Source organism: Micromonospora sp. WMMD1274 (assembly GCF_049179035.1).
GTDB classification, from domain to species: domain Bacteria; phylum Actinomycetota; class Actinomycetes; order Mycobacteriales; family Micromonosporaceae; genus Micromonospora; species Micromonospora tulbaghiae.
In genome coordinates, this window is sequence record NZ_JBMHMG010000001.1 from 7,102,950 (window position 1) to 7,120,202 (window position 17,253).

The 17,253-nt window shown below is 74.4% G+C and carries 17 protein-coding genes; 6 read left to right on the forward strand and 11 right to left on the reverse strand.

What is annotated here, in order from left to right; all coding sequences use genetic code 11:
- Positions 1-2 precede the first annotated feature (2 nt).
- The 8 genes from ACN27D_RS33580 to ACN27D_RS33615 are packed head-to-tail and all read right to left on the reverse strand — an operon-like array spanning position 3 to position 7,687.
- Positions 3-1,250: a beta-ketoacyl synthase N-terminal-like domain-containing protein gene (locus ACN27D_RS33580; protein ID WP_421500936.1), complete on the reverse strand. Its 1,248-nt coding sequence runs from the start codon at positions 1,248-1,250 to the stop codon at positions 3-5.
- Positions 1,247-2,518 carry a beta-ketoacyl-[acyl-carrier-protein] synthase family protein gene (locus ACN27D_RS33585; RefSeq protein WP_421500937.1) on the reverse strand — a complete coding sequence of 424 codons (1,272 nt, stop codon included), beginning with the start codon at positions 2,516-2,518 and terminating at the stop codon, positions 1,247-1,249. The genes ACN27D_RS33580 and ACN27D_RS33585 overlap by 4 nt, the downstream gene beginning before the upstream one ends.
- Positions 2,515-2,925, reverse strand: coding sequence for a cupin domain-containing protein (locus ACN27D_RS33590; RefSeq protein WP_018784080.1), 411 nt, complete (start codon positions 2,923-2,925; stop codon positions 2,515-2,517). Before ACN27D_RS33590 ends, ACN27D_RS33585 begins: the two co-directional genes overlap by 4 nt.
- The gene (locus tag ACN27D_RS33595) at positions 2,922-3,629 is read right to left on the reverse strand and encodes an SRPBCC family protein (RefSeq protein ID WP_120569625.1); all 708 of its coding nucleotides are present in this window, start codon (positions 3,627-3,629) and stop codon (positions 2,922-2,924) included. The genes ACN27D_RS33590 and ACN27D_RS33595 overlap by 4 nt, the downstream gene beginning before the upstream one ends.
- Entirely contained in the window at positions 3,626-5,134 is a 1,509-nt protein-coding gene (locus tag ACN27D_RS33600; RefSeq protein ID WP_121685262.1) for an acetyl-CoA carboxylase biotin carboxylase subunit, read from the reverse strand. Before ACN27D_RS33600 ends, ACN27D_RS33595 begins: the two co-directional genes overlap by 4 nt.
- Entirely contained in the window at positions 5,134-5,619 is a 486-nt protein-coding gene (accB, locus tag ACN27D_RS33605) for an acetyl-CoA carboxylase biotin carboxyl carrier protein (protein WP_421500938.1), read from the reverse strand. The genes ACN27D_RS33600 and accB overlap by 1 nt, the downstream gene beginning before the upstream one ends.
- Complete coding sequence (locus ACN27D_RS33610) at positions 5,619-7,343, reverse strand: acetyl-CoA carboxylase carboxyltransferase subunit alpha (protein ID WP_421500939.1); 1,725 nt, start codon at positions 7,341-7,343, stop codon at positions 5,619-5,621. Before ACN27D_RS33610 ends, accB begins: the two co-directional genes overlap by 1 nt.
- Positions 7,340-7,687, reverse strand: coding sequence for a TcmI family type II polyketide cyclase (locus ACN27D_RS33615; protein WP_091418459.1), 348 nt, complete (start codon positions 7,685-7,687; stop codon positions 7,340-7,342). The genes ACN27D_RS33610 and ACN27D_RS33615 overlap by 4 nt, the downstream gene beginning before the upstream one ends.
- 411 nt (positions 7,688-8,098) lie before the next feature.
- Between ACN27D_RS33615 and ACN27D_RS33620 the strand changes: the two genes are divergently transcribed.
- From ACN27D_RS33620 to ACN27D_RS33645, 6 genes are all read left to right on the forward strand, one after another.
- Positions 8,099-8,944 carry an AfsR/SARP family transcriptional regulator gene (locus ACN27D_RS33620; RefSeq protein WP_244933330.1) on the forward strand — a complete coding sequence of 282 codons (846 nt, stop codon included), beginning with the start codon at positions 8,099-8,101 and terminating at the stop codon, positions 8,942-8,944.
- 62 nt (positions 8,945-9,006) lie between these two features.
- Positions 9,007-9,354, forward strand: a complete 348-nt coding sequence (locus ACN27D_RS33625) for a TcmI family type II polyketide cyclase (protein ID WP_091417709.1) — start codon at positions 9,007-9,009, stop codon at positions 9,352-9,354.
- 252 nt (positions 9,355-9,606) lie between these two features.
- Complete coding sequence (locus tag ACN27D_RS33630) at positions 9,607-10,767, forward strand: helix-hairpin-helix domain-containing protein (RefSeq protein WP_421500940.1); 1,161 nt, start codon at positions 9,607-9,609, stop codon at positions 10,765-10,767.
- A 292-nt stretch (positions 10,768-11,059) separates the two neighbouring features.
- Entirely contained in the window at positions 11,060-12,262 is a 1,203-nt protein-coding gene (locus ACN27D_RS33635) for a low temperature requirement protein A (RefSeq protein WP_421500941.1), read from the forward strand.
- A 108-nt stretch (positions 12,263-12,370) separates the two neighbouring features.
- Positions 12,371-12,577 (forward strand): hypothetical protein, encoded by a 207-nt coding sequence (locus ACN27D_RS33640; protein WP_013286658.1) that lies wholly within the window; start codon positions 12,371-12,373, stop codon positions 12,575-12,577.
- 179 nt (positions 12,578-12,756) lie between these two features.
- Positions 12,757-13,716, forward strand: a complete 960-nt coding sequence (locus ACN27D_RS33645; protein ID WP_350815845.1) for a TIGR03557 family F420-dependent LLM class oxidoreductase — start codon at positions 12,757-12,759, stop codon at positions 13,714-13,716.
- A 62-nt stretch (positions 13,717-13,778) separates the two neighbouring features.
- Here ACN27D_RS33645 and ACN27D_RS33650 read toward each other — a convergent pair whose 3' ends face one another.
- The 3 genes from ACN27D_RS33650 to ACN27D_RS33660 all read right to left on the reverse strand — a co-directional run bounded on the left by ACN27D_RS33650 (position 13,779) and on the right by ACN27D_RS33660 (position 17,243).
- Positions 13,779-15,875: an amino acid transporter gene (locus ACN27D_RS33650; RefSeq protein WP_421500942.1), complete on the reverse strand. Its 2,097-nt coding sequence runs from the start codon at positions 15,873-15,875 to the stop codon at positions 13,779-13,781.
- A 63-nt stretch (positions 15,876-15,938) separates the two neighbouring features.
- Positions 15,939-16,376, reverse strand: a complete 438-nt coding sequence (locus ACN27D_RS33655; RefSeq protein WP_252449196.1) for a hypothetical protein — start codon at positions 16,374-16,376, stop codon at positions 15,939-15,941.
- Between the two features lie 96 nt (positions 16,377-16,472).
- Complete coding sequence (locus tag ACN27D_RS33660) at positions 16,473-17,243, reverse strand: DUF5995 family protein (RefSeq protein WP_358171825.1); 771 nt, start codon at positions 17,241-17,243, stop codon at positions 16,473-16,475.
- Positions 17,244-17,253: the final 10 nt, after the last annotated feature.

Genomic DNA, 17,253 nt, shown 5'->3' on the forward strand with positions numbered 1-17,253 from the left:
GGTCAGCGTTCGCCCGCCGGTGGGGGCGCGGCGCCGCGCAGCACCAGCGCACTGTTGAACCCGTCGAAGCCGCGCGCGCCGACCAGCGCGATCCGGCTGCGCGGCGGGCGGGGCTGGCGCAGGAACGTCAGCTCGCAGCCGGGCGCCGGCTCGTCCGGGCCGGCCGAGGCGGGCAGCATCCCACGGCGGAACGCCAGCAGCGCGGTGGCCGCGTCCAGCGCCGACCCGCCCTGGTGCGCCCGCCCGGTCAGCGGCTTCTGCGTGGTCACCGGCGGCGTCCGGTCGCCGAACACGGCGCGCAGCGCCGCCGCCTCGGCCCGGTCGTGCGCGGGCACGCCGAGCGCGTCCGGCCAGATCACGTCCACGTCGTGCGGTCGTACCCCGGCGCGCTCCAGCGCCAGCCGCAGCGCGCGGGCGTAGTGGGCCGGTTCGGGGCCGGTCGCCGGGTCGGTGGGCGCGGCGTCGTGGGTGGCGGCCCAGCCGGTGATCTCCCCGTAGACGCGGGCGCCCCGGGCCAGCGCGTGGCCGAGCTCCTCCACCACGAAGACCGCGCCGCCCTCGGCCGGCACGTATCCACTGGCCGAGACGTCGAACGGCCGGTACGCCCGCTCCGGGTCGGACACGTCGCTGAGCAGGCCGGAGCGGAGCTGGCAGGCGAGCGCGTAGGGGCTCAGCGGGCACTCGGTCGCCCCGGCGATCACCACCGGGGTGCCCCGGCGGATGGTGCGCACCGCGTGCGCCAGGCTGTCCAGCCCGCCGGCCGACTCGGACACGGTCACCCCGGACGGTCCCTTGAACTGGTGGCGGATCGACAGCTGCCCCACGCTCGCGGCGTAGAACCAGGCGATCGACTGGTACGCCCCGACGGTGCGGCTCGGCCCGCCCCAGAGCCGTTGCAGTTCCCGCTGCCCGAACAGGTTGCCGCCCGACGAGCTGGCGAGTGTGACCGCCCACTTGTAGGGGTCGGGCGACACCTCGGGCAGCCCGGCGTCGGCGAGCGCCAGCTTGGTGGCGGCGAAGCCGAGGTGGGTCCACCTGTCGGTCTGCACCCGCTGCCGGGTGTCGCTGAACCCAGCCGGGTCGAAGCCGGCCACCTCCCCGGCCACCCGGGTCGGGTACCGCTCCGGGTCGAACAGCGTGATCGGCCCGGTGCGGCGGATGCCGGCGAGCACGGTGGCCCAGTGCGCCTCGGCGCCGACGCCGCTGGGCGCGACCACGCCGATGCCCGTCACCACGGCCCGCGCGGTCATGCCGGCGTCACCGCCAGACGGCGGAACACCATCGCCGACTGGAAGCCGCCGAAGCCGCTGCCCACCGACAGCGCCACGTCCACCGGCACCTCCCGGGCCTCGTTCGGCACGTAGTCGAGGTCGCACTCCGGGTCGCGGGTGCTCCAGTTCGCGGTGGGCGGCACCACGCCGTACTCGATGGCGAGCGCGCAGGCGGCCATCTCGATCGAGCCGATGGCGCCCAGCGAGTGGCCGACCATCGACTTGATCGAGCTGATCGGCACCCGGTACGCCGTCTCCCCCAGCGCCCGCTTGAACGCGGCCGTCTCGTGCCTGTCGTTCTGCCGGGTGCCGGAGCCGTGCGCGCTGACGTACGACACGGCCGTCGGGGCGAGCCGGGCCTGCCGCAGCGCGTCGCTGATCGCCACCGCCATCTCCGCGCCGTCGGGGCGCAGCCCGGTCATGTGGAAGCCGTTGCTGCGGCTGGCGTACCCGGCGACCTCACAGTAGACGTGCGCGCCCCGGCGCCGGGCGTGCTCGGCCTCCTCCAGCACCAGCACCGCGGCGCCCTCGGCGAGGACGAACCCGTGCCGCTCGGCGTCGAACGGCCGGGAGGCGTGCTCCGGGTCGTCGTTGTCCGGGCTGGTCGCGCCGATCGCGTCGAACGAGGCGACGGTCACCGGGGAGATCGGCGAGTCGGCGGCGCCGGCGAGCACCACGTCGGCCTCGCCGTCGGCGACGAGCTGGTGGGCGTACCCGATCGCGTCGATGCCGGAGGTGCAACCCGTGGAGATCACCTGCGCCGGGCCGTGCAGGCCGTGCCGGCAGGCCACGTCGGCGGCCAGGCTGCTGGGCACCAGCGCCTGGTAGAGGTACGGGCCACCGAGCGCGTGGTCGACCAGCCAGTGCCGGCCGGAGTCGCTGACCCGCACGTACTCCTGCTCCAGGGCCATGGTCCCGCCGACGGCGGTGCCGAGCACCACCCCGGCGCGTTCCCGCTGCGCGTCGGTGAGGGTGAGGCCGCTGTCCGCGATCGCCTCGGCGGAGCAGGCGAGCGCGAACTGCACGTACCGGTCGGCGCGCTGCCGTTCGGCGAGCGTGATCCCGGCGGCGTCCGGGTCGAAGTCGCACTCGGCGGCGATCTGCGACCGGAACGGCGACGGGTCGAAGAAGCTGATCCGCCGTGTCGCGGTGCGTCCCTCGGTGATCGTCTTCCAGAAGCGGTCCCGGGTGGCGCCGCCGGGTGCGACGACGCCGATGCCGGTGACCACCGTGCGCCGGCCGGTCACGACGGCTCCCGTGGCGGCGGTGCCGCGCTCTCGGTGTCGACGTGGCCGAGTTCCGGGCGCGGGGCGAGCGGTCCGAGGTGGAACACCACCTCGGCGGGCTCGTCGCCGGTGTTGCGCAGCCGGTGCCGGACATCCTTCGGTACGTAGAGCGCCTCCCCGGCGGCGACCGGCACCGGCACGTCGTCCAGGTCGACGGTGATCGCGCCACGGGCGACGTAGAGGAACTCCTCGCTGTACGGGTGGTAGTGCTCGGCGATCCGCTCCCCCGGCGCGAGCGTGGCGACGCCCATGAAACCGGAGGTGCTGCCGACTGTCTTCGGGCCGAGCAGCACCCGCAGTTCCCCGCCGCGGCGGCGGTCGGCCGGTACGTCGTGGACGGAGACCCGGGCGGTGGTGGTGTCGGTCATCGCGCGCCTCCCGCGTGCGCCCGCTCGATCTTCTCCTTGATCACGGCGAGCTGGATCGTGCTGTTGGTGTTGATCCGGTTGGTCATGCCGGCGTTGTCGACGGGTGCGTCCGGTTTCATCGCGAAGTCCTGCGTCCAGGTCATCCGGGTGCCGCCGGGGATCTCGTCGTAGCGCCAGTGGATGCGCATGTACTCGAACGGGCCGGTCTCGACGCGCCGGGCGTGCACCTCGCGGGTGGCCGGATCGGCGGTGCGTTCGCTGACCCAGCTCCACGCCACGCCGTTCTCGTCGGGGTGCATGGTGAGCCGGAAGCGCACCGTGTCGCCGTCGCGGTGCAGGATCTCCGCGGTCGCGTACTCGGTGAACAGGTCCGGCCACCGGGCCACGTCGTTGGTGATCTCCCAGACCAGCGGCAGCGGCGCGGCGATCTCGACGGCGTTCTCGGTGTGCCCGGGCGGGTCCGCCTTGCGGGCCACCAGGTCGGCGACGCCGGCGATGCTGAGCTGCGCGGCCTGTTCGGGGATCTTCACCCGCCACCGGTCGGCCACCACCGCTGACAGTTCGAGCAGCGCCAGCGAGTCCATGCCCAGTTCCTCCAGGCTCGCGGCGGGCGCGCCGGCGGCGGCGTCCGGGTCCAGGCCGCAGTGCGTGACCAGGATGTCGGTGATCTCGCGGGCGAGCGGGCGGTCGGGGGCGACGGTCATCGGTTCCTCCAGGTGGTCGGGCCGGCGGCGGGCACGGCGCTGACGGGGGTACGGCCGCCCGGCTCGGCGCGCGGGTCGGGCACGACGGCCCGCGCCGCCTCGGCCGGCGGGCCGTCACCGGCGGGTGGGGCGTCGGTCGTTGGGGAGTCGTCGGCCGGCGGGGCGAGCAGGCGTTCCACCAGGGCGGTGGTGTGCCGGGCTGCCCGGAACGCCGGGTCGCGCAGCACCCGCCGGGCGAACGGGATCGTGGTGCGCACGCCGGGACCGGCCACATCGAACTCGGCCAGCGCCCGGTCGAGCCGGTCCAGCGCGGCGTCCCGGTCCGGCGCCCACACCGCCACCTTCGCCAGCAGCGAGTCGTAGTGCGGGCTGACCAGGTAGCCGACGTGTCCGTGGGTGTCGACCCGGGTGAACGGGCCGCCCGGCGGCCGGAACCGGTCCAGCCGGCCCGGTGCGGGCGCGAAGTCACGGTCCGGGTCCTCCACGTTGACCCGGCACTCGATCGCCACGCCGTCCAGCCGTACGTCGGACTGGCGCAGCCGCAGCGGGGTGCCGAACGCCACGTGCAGCTGTTCCTGCACGAGGTCGATGCCGGTGACCATCTCGGTGACCGGGTGTTCCACCTGGATCCGGCAGTTGATCTCCAGGAAGTGGCAGCGTTCGGCCTCGTCGACCAGGAACTCGACGGTTCCGGCGCCGGTGAAGCCGACCGACAGCGCGCCGCGCAGCGCCACCTCGGCGACCGTGTCCAGGGTGGCCTGCCGAAGCGCGGGCGCGGGCGCCTCCTCGATCAGCTTCTGGTGCCGGCGCTGCACCGAGCAGTCCCGGGTGCCCAGGTGCACGCCGTTGCCGTGGCCGTCGCAGAGCACCTGCACCTCGACGTGACGGGCGTCGGCGAGGTACCGCTCGACGTACACCCGGTCGTCGCCGAACGCGACCTGGGCGGCGGCGCGGGTGCGGGCGTACGCGCGGGGCAGCTCGGCGGCCGAGCGCACCACAGTCATGCCGCGCCCGCCACCGCCCGCCGCGGCCTTCACGATCACCGGGTAGCCCACCTCGGCGGCCACCTCCTGCGCCTCGGCGACGGTGGGCAGGGTCCGGACGCTGCCCGGCGGCAGCGGCAGCCCGGCCCGGCTCATCAGCGCCCGGGCCGTCGACTTGTCCGCGAGCGCGGCCATCACCTGCGGCGGCGGGCCGACGAAGACCAGCCCGTTCTCGGCGCAGATCTCGGCGAAGTCGGCGTCCTCGGACAGGAACCCGTAACCGGGGTGGACCGCCTGCGCGCCGGTCTGCCGGGCGGCCTCCACGATCGCGGCGGCGTTGAGGTAGCTGCGGCGGCTGGCCGCCGGGCCGATCCGTACCGCCTCGTCGGCCAGCCGCACCGGCAGCGAGTCGGCGTCGGCGCTGGAGTGCACCACCACCGTGCGCACGCCGAGTTCCCGGCAGGCGCGCAGCACCCGCAGCGCGATCTCGCCCCGGTTGGCGATCAGCACCTTGTCGAACATCAGGAGTCCTGTCCGGTGACCGGTTCCAGGGCGATCAGCGGCTGGTCGTACTCGACGGGCTTGCCGTCGTCGACGAGCACCTCGACCACCCGTCCGGCCTGGCCGGCGGTCACCTCGTTCATCAGCTTCATGGCCTCGACGATGCCGACCACCTGGCCCGGGCGGACCAGGTCGCCGACCGCGACGAACGGCATCGCCCCGGGTTCGGGGGCGCGGTAGAACGTGCCGACCACCGGTGAGCGCACCGTCGGCCGGTCGGCCACCGGCGCCGCGCGTGCGGCGGGTTCGGCGGCCCGGGCGGGGAGCGCCTCGGCCGGTTCGGCGGCGCGCTGCGCGGGTGCCGCCGGATCGTGCCACTCGACCTCCAGCACCGACTCGCCGCTGCGCAGCCGCACCCGGCGTACCGGCCCGGCCAGGTCGGCGACGAGCTTGCGGGCCTGCCGGCGCAGCCCGTCGAGCACCTGCTCGGCCTCGGCGTCGGCCATCACGCCACCTCCGCCCGACCCGCCGCGGGTGTGGCCGGGGACGGGCCGGCGGTGGCCGAGCGGGCCGCGCCGAAGCGGCGGAAGCGCTGCCGGCGGCGGCGGACCAGGGTGGCCGGAGGGACGGTGAGCAGCGGGGCGAGGTTCGCCGCGACCGCCCGGCGCAGCAGCTCGGCCGCGCCGCCCGGGTCGGCGTGCGCGGCCGGGCGCGGCTCCGGCACCAGCTCGTCGACCACGCCGAGGCGGCACAGGTCGGCGCCGGTGAGCCGCAGCGCGCGGGCCGCCTGCGGGGCGGCCGAGCTGTCCGGCCAGAGGATCGCGGCGCAGCCCTCCGGGCTGATCACCGAGTAGACGGCGTGCTCCAGCATGAGCACCCGGTCGGCGACCGCGAGCGCGAGCGCGCCGCCGCTGCCGCCCTCCCCGGTGACCACCGCCACCACCGGCGTGGGCAGCACGGTGAGCGCGAGGATGTTCTCCGCGATCGCCGCCGCCTGACCCTGCTGCTCGGCGCTCACCCCCGGGTCCGCGCCCGGCGTGTCCACCAGCGTCACCACCGGCAGCCGCAGCCGCGCCGCGAGACGCATCAACCGCAGCGCCTTGCGGTGCCCGGCCGGGCTGGCCATGCCGAAGTTGCGGGTGACCAACTCGGCGGTGGTGTGTCCCTTCTGGTGGCCGATCACCATCACCGGCCGGCCGTCCAGGCGGGCGATGCCGCCGACGACCGCCGGGCAGTCCGCGCCGAGCCGGTCGCCGTGCAGCTCCACGAACCCGTCGAACGCGGTCTCCAGGTAGTCCAGTGTGGTCGGCCGGCCCGGGTGCCGCGCCGTGCGTACCGTCTCCCAGGGATCGCGGTCCGGCCGTGCAGGTGCGGTCGGCGCGGTGGCCGGCGCGCGCGGGGCGGGCGGGGTCTCGGGCGCGCGGCGGCCCGCCTCGGCGGCGGCGAGCAGCGCGGCGAGCCGGCCCCGCAGCGCGTGCCGGGGCACCACCATGTCCACCTGGCCGTGGCGCAGCAGGTACTCCGCGGTCTGGAAGCCCTCCGGCAGCTTCGCGCCGGTGACCTGGCGGATCACCCGGGGCCCGGCGAAACCCAGCCGGGCGCCGCTCTCGGCCAGCACCAGGTCGGTGTTGGTGGCGAAGGAGGCGGCCACGCCGCCGTACGTGGGATCGGTGACCACGCTGACCGTGAGCAGGCCCGCCTCCCGCATCCCGGCGAGGGCCTGGCTGACTGTGGCCATCTGCATCAGCGACAGCGCGCCCTCCTGCATCCGCGCGCCGCCGGACGCGGTCACCAGCACCAGCGGGATGCCGTCGGCCAGCGCCCGCTCGGCGGTCCGCGTGATCAGCTCACCGACCGCGCAGCCGAGACTGCCGCCGAGGAAGCGGAAGTCCATCACCGCCAGCGCGACCGGGTGCCCGCCCAGGCGGGCGGTGCCGCAGAGCACCGCCTCGTCCAGTCCGGTCGCCGCGCGGGCCGCGCCGAGCCGGTGCGGGTACGGCAGCTCGTCGACGAACTCGATCGGGTCGACGCGTACCGCCCGGTCGGGCAGCGGGACGAACGAGTCCGGGTCGGCCAGCTGCGCCACCCGGTCCGGCGCGTCCAGCCTCGCGTGCGAGCCGCACTCCGGGCAGACGTCCAGGTTGCGGCGCAGCCGTTTGCGGTAGAGCAGCGACGCGCACCCGTCGCACCTCGACCAGAGCTGCTCGTCGCGCGGTGCGGTCGTGGTCACCGTGGCCGCCCGGCGATGTCGTGGGCCGGCGCGTCGTAGCGGTAGAAGCAGTGCGCCATCGCGTCGCGCGGCGATCGCCAGGTCGGCAGGTACGGCGAGATGTACGGCCGCAGCCGCTCGCTGATCCGGACGAACTCCGGATGGCCGCGGTTGTCCTCCACCGCGCCCTGCGCCGGCGTCTCCGTCTCCAGCAGATGGACGTAGAGGTCGTGCAGCCGGTACAGCGAGCGGTGCCGGACCCCGACCAGGCCGGGCAGCTCGGTCGCGTCGGACTCGGCGAAGATCTCGGCCACCCGGTCCTCGGCCGTCGGCACCACCTTGGCGACGATGAGCGAACGGTCCATTCGCGCCTCCTGCACGTCCCGGTGCGCGGCGAACCGGTCGCGCCGCACGGATTGCCACACGGTCGCGCCGGCGGCGTCTACCGGGCGTCAACCGGGCCCCATCGCGGCACAAACATGGTGACGCTGCGTTGACGCAAGCTGTGCGTGAGCTATGCGAAGATCGCCTTCCGGTTTCCGGTTCGGCGACACTTATTCGCAGATCACGGCCGTGTTACGGCTCCGCAGCGGACAGTCAGGTGGCCGACCGACCGTTGACTGAGAGTAACAGGCATTGATATTCTCCGTCTCGGTCAGCCCGGCCACGGCGGAGGTTCCCGAGCGTGGCGGAGGCGTTCCGACACCGGCGTCGCGGGCGACGGTCCGGGCAACGCAAACGGTCGGGACGAGGGTTCCGGTGCTGGGGGGTGCGCCGTGGCGGGTGGATCGAGAATGCCGACGGCGGGCGAACCCGCCCCACGGGTGTCACTGCACCTGCTCGGCGGCTTCCAACTGCTGCACGACGACACTCCGGTGGTCGTACCCCGGGGCTTGCAGCGCGTCATCGCGCTGATCGGCCTGCGCCCGGCCGCGACCCGCAGCCACCTCGCCGGGCTGCTGTGGCCGGAGACGCCGGAGGAGCGGGCACTGTCGTCGCTGCGGACCGCGCTGTGGCGGCTGCGGCAGGACCCGTGCTGCCCGCTGCGCACCGACGGCGACACCGTCCGGCTCGGACCCACCGTCCGCCTCGACGTGGACGACCTGGTGGAGACCGCGGCGCTGGTCCGCGAGGGCGCCGTCCCGCGCGGCGCCGCCGGCGCCGGCCGGCACGACCTGCTCCCCGGCTGGTACGACGACTGGGTGCTGCTGGAACGCGAACGGCTGCGCCAGCTACGCCTGCACATGCTCGAGGAACTCGCCGGCAACCACCTCACCGCCGGGCGGCACGGCGAGGCGCTGGAGGCCGCGCTGGAGGCGATGGCCGCCGAACCGCTGCGGGAGACCCCGCACCGCCTGGTGGTCCGCATCCACCTGGCCGAGGGCAACGCGTTCGAGGCGGTCCACTCCTTCTACGTCTACCGCGATCTGCTCCTGCGCGAGCTGCGCCTGGAACCGTCCCCGGCGATGACCGCGCTGCTCGACGAGACGCTCGCGCCGATCCGCCGGGCCAGCCGCCCGGACCCGCCGCCGCGGCGCCGCACGGACCGGACCGCCAAACCGGCGCCGCGCGCCCCCACCGCACCGCCGCCACCACCATCAATGCCCCGGGGTACGCGGTGACGGCGAGGTGACAGCGCGACCGGCACGGTGAGGCCAGCACCACGGCGGCGAGAGGGGTCACGATGAGTCGACTGTTGGTGGTCAGCCGGATCGTGCCGGGCGCACAGGGACGGGTGGCGCAGATCTTCGCCGAGGCCGACGCCACCGAACTTCCGCACCTCACCGGCGTCCGGCACCGGTCGCTGTACTACCTGCACGACCTGTGCGTCCATCTGATGGAGACCGTCGACGTCGCCCCCGGGCTGACCGCGGAACTGCGCGACAACCCGCTCTACGAGCAGGTGAACAAGCGGCTCTCCGCGCACACCTCCCCGTACCTGCCGACCTGGCACTCCCCCCGCGACGCGGTGGCCGGCTGCTTCTACAGCTGGGACGCCGCCGACGCGCCTGCGCCCGACCGGATCCACTGACCGGCCACGGGCGACGGACGGGACGCCCCGGAACCACGCACGGCACCCAGGTTCCGGGGCGTCTCCCTGCCCCGCGAAGCCGCTCGATCCCGGCTTCCGGCACACGCTCGGTCATCCCCCGGGCACCGGCCGACACCGCCGGTCCCACCGCCGCGGCCCGGCCCCGGGCTGCCTGTCGTGCGCCGCGCGCGTGTGCGAAGCTGCCCCGAGTCTTTCGCCACCGTCGTGCACGTACATAGAAGGAGGTTGGCCATGCCGTCGAGCTTCGGGCAGTGGCTGTTCGTGATGCTGGCCCTGCTCATCGGATTCGGCGTCGGCTGGTTCGTCGTCGGCCGCCGCCGGTCCGGCACCCCGGCGACGCCCACGGTGGAGACCACCCCCGCGGTGACCGCCACCGTCGACGAGCCGCGCCCGGTCGCGGTGGTCGACGAGCCCCCGGCGACCGCCACGGTGGCCGAGCAGCCCGCGCCCACCGAGACGGCGACCACCGAGCCGGCCGTCGCCACCGCCGCCCGTGCCGCCGACGAGCCGGAGGCGTCGCCGGTCGTCGCCGAGCCGGTGTCGTCCCCTGCCGTGTCCGAGCCCGTCGAGTCCGAGCCCGTCGCTTCGGAGCCCGCCGCCGCCGAGCCGGTGTCGTCCCCTGCCGAGCCGGTTGCGGCGCCAGTGGCCGAGGCCGAGCCGGTCGCCGCGGACCGTCCGGCGGACGAGCCGGTGTCGTCCTCCGCGTCGGTCGCCGCGGACGAGCCCGCCGCCCCGGCCTCCACCGATGTGGACGAGCCGGCCGCTTCTCCGGCGCTCGTCGTCGAGTCGGAGCCCTTCGCGGCGGAGCCGGAGCGCGCCCCCGTCGCCGTTCCGGCGCAGTCGACGCCCACCGACGAGCCGGCGGTGTCGGCGACGACGTCGTCTGCTGATTCGGCTGCCGCGGAGGCGGCGCCCTCGCCGGTCGAGGCAGCCGGGTCGGTCGAGTCGGTCGAGTCGTCCGAGCCCGCCAAGACGGTCGAGCCGGTCGGGGCCGCCGCGACGGCCGAGCCGGTCGACGCCGCCGCGACGGCCGAGACCGCAGAGACGGTGGAGACCACCGAGCCCGTCGAGCCCGCCGTCGCCGCGCCGGCCGTCGTGCCCGCGCCGCGGGCCTCGGCCGAGAACGACGTGGCTGCGGACGCGGCCGGGGACGCGGCGGACGACTTCCGGCGGATCCAGGGCATCGGGCCGAAGCTGGCCGCCGCCCTCCAGGACGCCGGGATCCGCACCTACCGGCAGCTCGCCGAGCTGGACGAGGCCGCGCTGCGGCAGACCGTGAAGGCCGCCGGCCTGCGCTCCGCGCCGGGCCTCGCCACCTGGCCGCAGCAGGCCAAGGTGCTGGCGGGTGCCCCCGCCGACGCCGACCGGGTGCTCCCGGCCGGCGCCGAGTAGACACTCCTCCACATTCCGGGCCGGTGGTGACGATGGTCGCCACCGGCCCGTTGCCTTTCCCCCACCCCGCCACCTCCCCGACCTCGCGGCCCGCCCCGCCAGTACGCCGAAGTGGTGACATCAGCACCCCGCCGACCCCGCCACAACCCCGAACTGGCGGCCGCTCCCACCCGCACCATCGCCATCCCGGGCCGGTATGTCGGAAAAGTGACCGCGTGCGGGCGGGCATGACTACCGTCGGTGAAGGGCCGGGACGGCCCGCCGCGCGTACCGCCACCCGCAGGAGCGTCTCGTGCCCACCGCAGCGCCGGAGCCCGCCGGCCGGCGACCGCCGGTCCGCGATCCGGAGGCGCCGCGCCGGGTGACGCTGCTCGAACTCTTCTTCGACCTGGTGTACGTGGTCGCGCTCGCGTTGATCTCGCGCAACCTGGTCGGGTCGGTGACCTGGGAGCGGGCCGCCGAGTCGTTGATCATGCTGATGGCGATCTGGTGGACCTGGGCGATCACCACGCTGGTCACCGACATCTACGATCCGCAGCGCACCGAGATCAAGCTGCTGATCGTGGCGGTGATGTTCGGCGCGCTGCTGATGACCACCGCCATCCCGGAGGCGTTCGGCGCCCGCGGGCTGGTGTTCGGCGGGACGTACGTGGCGATCCATCTCGGACGCGGGCTGTTCCTCATGCCCGCCGTACGGCGACATCCCGAGAGCAATCGCCGGGCACTGCGCATCTTCAGCTGGTTCGCCGTGTCGGCGGTGCCCTGGTTGGTCGGCGCGCTGGCGGCACACGGCACCGCCCGGCTGTGGTTCTGGGCCGGCGCCCTGGCCATCGACTACCTGGGGTTCCGGCTGGCGTACCCGGTCCCCGGCCTGGGCGCGGTGCCGGAGTCCCAGCGCAACGTGACGGCCGAGCACCTGTCCGAGCGGTACCAGCAGTTCTTCATCATCGCGCTCGGCGACGCCGTGCTGGTCGCCGGCACCGTGTTCAGCCTGCACCACTCCGAGGTGGAGAACCTGGCCGCCTTCGCCATCGCGTTCGCCACCACGCTGCTGCTCTGGCGCGTCTACGTGCACAAGTCCGGTGAGCTGCTGCCGCACGCCATCGCCCGGGCCGCCCAGCCGAGCCGGTTCCTCAACACCGCGCCGTACACCCATCTGCTGATGGTGGCCGGGGTGGTGACCACCGCGGCGGGCTTCGACCTGGTCCTGCTGGAGCCGACCGGCCACACGCCGCCGGCCTGGCTGGCGGTGATCCTCGGCGGGCCGGCGCTGTTCCTGACCGGCCGGGGCGCCTTCGAGTACGAGGTGTTCAGCCGCGTCTCGCGGTCCCGGCCCGGCGGCGTGCTGGCGCTGCTCACGATCGCGCCGGCCGGGTTGTTCCTCCCGCCGGTCTACGCCTCGGCCGGGGCGATGCTGGTGCTGGCCGGGGTGGCGTTCGCCGACTACCGCCGCAGCCGTGGCCGCCCGCCCGAGGAGCCGATGCCACCGCACTGACGTAATCGGAATCGGCCGTGCCGGCACCGGTGCGCCGTTTGGCGGATCACCCGCACGGGGTACATGGCCTCCACCTCGAATCCACCACAACCCCAGTGGAGGCAACTGATGCGCGGCACCTCGATAGTCGGCGTCCTGGTCGTCATCTGGCTCATCATCGGCGCCATCGCCGCGGGTCAGCGCGGCTACTACGGCAACGACGAAACCAACTGCGCGGAGGCGGGCACGATCCTGGTCACCATCGTGGCCGGCCCGCTGAACTACATCGGCGCCAACCCGAAGGTGGACTGCAAGCTCCCCGAGCCGTCGAAGTAGGCGTCACCCCCGTACTCCCCTCCCGGCCCGCGCCCGCCTGGCGAGCGCGGGCCGTTCCGTGCCCGGGCGCGGTGCGTCATCACCTCTACGGCGTCCTAGGAGGCTGGGTTTCGGGGGGTTTGCCCGCGGAAACGGTGGGAACGGCAGCGGTTCGCCGACGACGGAACGGAGAACCGGGCATGCGGATCGGCTACAAGCTCGCCTCGGAGGCGTTCGGGCCCCAGGAACTCATCCGGCAGGCGGTACGCGCCGAGGAGGCCGGCTTCGACTTCGTCGAGATGAGCGACCACTACCACCCCTGGCTGGAGGTGCAGGGCCACTCCTGCTTCACCTGGAGCGCGCTCGGCGCGATCGCCGCCCGGACCACCACCCTCGGCCTCGCCACCGGCGTCACCTGCCCGTCGGTCCGCTACCACCCGGCGATCGTCGCCCAGGCCGCCGCCACCATGGCGCTGATCTCCGACGGGCGGTTCACGCTCGGGGTGGGCGCCGGCGAGCGGCTCAACGAACACGTCATCGGGCAGGGGTTCCCCAGTGTCCGAGGGCGGCACGAGCGGCTGCGCGAGGCGTTGGAGATCATCCGGCTGCTCTGGCAGGGCGGCTACCGCTCGTACGACGGCCGGCACCTGAAGCTGGAGGACGCCCGCATCTGGGACCTGCCCGACCAGCCGCCGGTGATCGCCGTGGCCGCCAGTGGCCGGGAGTCGGCCGGTCTGGCGGCCGAGCTGGGCACCGGCCTGTTCGCCACCGAGCCGAAGTCGTCGATCGTCGACCAGTACCGCAACGCCGGCGGCGGGGGTCCGCGCTACGCCGAGGTGCCGATGGCCTGGGCCGCCGACGAGGAGTCGGCGGTACGCGCGGCGAAGGAGACCAGCCGCTGGGCGATCACAGGCTGGAAGGTGATGAGCGAGCTGCCCAACCCGGTGAACTTCGACGCCGCCACCGCCTGGGTCGAGGACCACCACATCCGGCAGCAGTTCTCCGTCGGCCCGGACGCCACGCCGCACGTGGAGAAGGCGCGCACGTACGTCGAGGCCGGCTTCGACCACATCGTGCTGCAGAACGCCGGGCCGGACCCGGACGGGTTCCTGGACTTCTGCGCCCGCGACCTGCTCGCCCGGGTCCGCGCCCTCGGCTAGTCCCCCGTGCCCGGCCGGCCCTCGCGCTCAGCCGGTCCCCGTGCCCGGCCGGCCCTCGGGCCTCAGCCGCCGACGTGGATGCCGGGGCGGCGGGTCGGGTCCGGCTCGGACTTGCGGATGATCTCCCGCACCACGGGCGGGGTGTCGCCCCGGCCGAGGATGAGGTAGCGCAGCAGGTGCGCGATCGGGTTCCCCTCCGACCACTCGAAGTGGCAGTGCGGGCGTACGCCGGTGGCGTCGCGCAGCGCCAGCAGGATCGCGGCTATCGCGTTCGGCGCGGCCGGGCTGCTGGCGCGCAGGATCCGGTATCCGCCGGACTCCACCCCGTGCACCCGCAGCACCTGGCTGAACTGGGACGGGTCGCTCACGTCGATCTCCAGGAACAGCACGTCGGCGGCGCCCGGCACCGGGTTCATCGACCGCTGCGCCCGTTCCTTGACCCGGTACTCCTTCACCGACCCGCGCTGCCGCTTGTTGGCGATCAGGTGCAACCGTCCGTCCCGGGCGACCGACTCGTCGACGAAGCGGCGGGCCGCCTCGTCGAACTCGATCCGCTCGGCGCGCAGCTCGGTGGTCCGGGTGACCCGGGAGATCAGCGACACCGCGATGATCCCGGCGATGAAGAACCCGGAGATGGTGATGCCGTCGGGCTTCTCCACCACGTTCTCCACCAGCGCGTACAGCAGCACGGCGGTGAGCAGCGCGAAGCCGGCCGCGGCGGCGCGGCTGCGGGCGCGCAGCGCCGCGATGGTCACCGCTATCGCGCCGGAGACCATCATCGCGAGGATGCCGGTGGCGTACGCGCCGGCCTGGGCGTTCACGTCGGCGGAGAAGGCGATCGTGATGGCGATGCTGACCGCGGTGTAGACCAGCACCACCGGGCGCACCGCCCGCCCCCACTCCGGCGCCATGCCGTACGACGGCAGGTAGCGGGGCACGATGTTGATCAGCCCGGCCATCGCCGACGCGCCGGCGAACCAGAGGATGAGCACGCTGCTGATGTCGTAGACGGTGCCGAACGCCTCGCCGAGGTGCTCGTGGGCGAGGAACGCCAGCGCCCGGCCGTTCGCCGGCCCGCCGGGGTCGAACGCCTCGGGCGGGATCAGCACTGTGGTCACGAACGTGGTGGCGATCAGGTAGACCGACATGATCAGCGCGGCGGCGGTGAGCAGCCGGCGGGTGTTGCGGATCCGGGCGTCCAGCCGCCGCTCCGGGTCGTCGCCCTCGCCCCGCACCAGCGGCATCATGCTCACCCCGGTCTCGAACCCGGACAGGCCGAGCACCAGCAGCGGGAACGCCAGCACGCTCGTGGCCAGGACGTCTCCGGGCCCGCCGGCGTCGGCCAGCCGGCCGGTCCAGTCGCCGAGCAGCCCCGGGTCGGCGACGACCTCGGCCACCCCGGCGACCACCACCACCGCGTTCAACGCGAGGAACACCGCCACCAGCGGGATGGCGACCTGCACGGCCTCGCTGAACCCGAGCAGGAACACGCCGCCGAGCACGAGCAGCAGCGCCACGGTGACCAGCACCGCCGCGGTGCCGCCGTGCGGGAACGACCCGGGCAGCACCGGGTTCTCCAGCAGGTGCACGCTGGCGTCGGCGGCGGACAGCGTGATCGTGATGATCCACGAGGTGGCGACGAAGCCGAGCAGCACCAGCACGAAGACCTTGCCGCGCCAGAACGGCAGCAGCCGCTCCAGCATGGCCACCGAGCCCTGCCCGTGCGGGCTCTCCCGGGCCACCCGGCGGTACATCGGCAGCATCCCGAGCAGCGTCAGCGCCACGATCAGCAGCGTGGCCAGCGGGCTGAGCGCGCCGGCCGCCACGGCGGCGATCCCGGGCAGGTAGGACAGCGTGGAGAAGTAGTCGACGCCGGTCAGGCACATCACCTGCCACCACGGGTGGGACCGGGTCTGGTGCTCGCGGACCTCCGGGCCGACCGGCTCGACCCGGTGCGCGAACAACCACCGGTGCAGCCGGCCCGCCGGCGCCGCCGGCCGCGTCGGGGCCGCCACCCGTTCCGGCAGCTCCGGCACGGCGCGGCCGGACCGCTCGGCGTGCTCGCCGTGCCGGCCGGCCCGGGCCGCCGCGGCCGCGTGCGCCTCCCGGCGCCGCTCCCGCGTACGCCTGGGCTGCTCCGCGTCCCCCGCCTGCCCCATCTGCTCCCCTTCGTCCCTATGAAGACGGTAGGGGTTGTCCCGGGCGCGGCCCGGCCGAACCGGTCAAAGATCCGGTCCGCGGGCGAGCGCGTCGCGCACCGCCGCCGGGTCGGCCACTGTCACGGTGACCGCAGGATGCCGCAGCCACGGGCCGGGCACCAGCGCCGGAACCGGTTCGGCGAAGCGCAGGCAGACGCCGCCGGCCACGCTGGCGCCGAAGCTCACCCCGCCGTCGGCCGCCGACAGGTGCGGGCCGATCGCCCGCCACCAGCGGTACGGCCCGCTCAGCTCGGCCCCGGTCACGTTGTCCGGCGTGGTGCGCAGCAGCCACGGACCGAACCGGACGACGAGCGCGTCCGGACCCCAGTCCAGCCAGGCCGTGGCGGGCCGTACGCCGAGCAGCGCCAGCGGCAGCCGGAACGCCGGGTCGAAGCGGAACGGGAAGCGGCGGACCGGGCCCGGCGGGAGCGCCCCGGGGCCGGCCGGTTCGTCTCGCGGCACGGCGACGACGTACCCGGTGCGGCGGGCGCGACACCCGCGGGCGGCGTTCCCGCGTCCCGCGCCCGGAGCGCGGGACGCGGGAACCCCCCGTCCCGGCTACTGCAGGAACGCCCCGAGGGGTGACAGCAGCAGCCGGCCGAGCAGCGCGGCGTTGTCGTCCAGCCGCGTCCGCTCACACTCGCGGGCGTCCGGGTCGTGCCGGCAGCGCCAGATCTTCTGCGCGTTGCGCCAGGCCACGTTCCGGGTGTACTCCACCAGTTCGCCCTGGTACCAGTCGTCGATGTCGCCGTTGACCATGTCGATCATGAGTTGCCAGTTGTCCAGGTAGCCGCGGCGCAGCTCCGGGATCCGCTCGGCGAAGATCTTGTTGATCTCCAGGTAGTCGCGGTGCTGGTCGCTGCCGTCGATCGGCTCGGACTCCAGGCTGTCGAACGTGGTCACCAGCGCGAACGGCAGGTCGTAGTTGATGTGCGCGTTGACGCCCGCGGCGGCCGACGGCAGCGGCCGGGCGTCCGGCCCGCGCATCCGCTTGAACAGGCACGACCACGCCTTCGGGGTGCTCGGGCTGGAGTCGGTCCAGAACCGCAGCGCCTCGAAGTAGCGGGCCGCGAACTCCACGTCCAGCCGGGCCAGGAACGCCGGGTCGCAGAACCGGTCGTCGTACAGGCCGTCGAGCACGGTGCTGGTGATGACCAGGTAGAGCTTGTTGAAGTCGGCGAGCGGGCAGCTCTCCTCCAGCGGCGGCAGCCGGACCAGCAGATCCTGCAGCTTGGTCAGATGGTCCACGACCGCCGGCACGTCGGCGGGGTGGTCGGCCAGCAACCCGGCGATGTCCTGGTGCACAGGCCCCCAGACCGGTTCGGTCATCTCTCCTCCA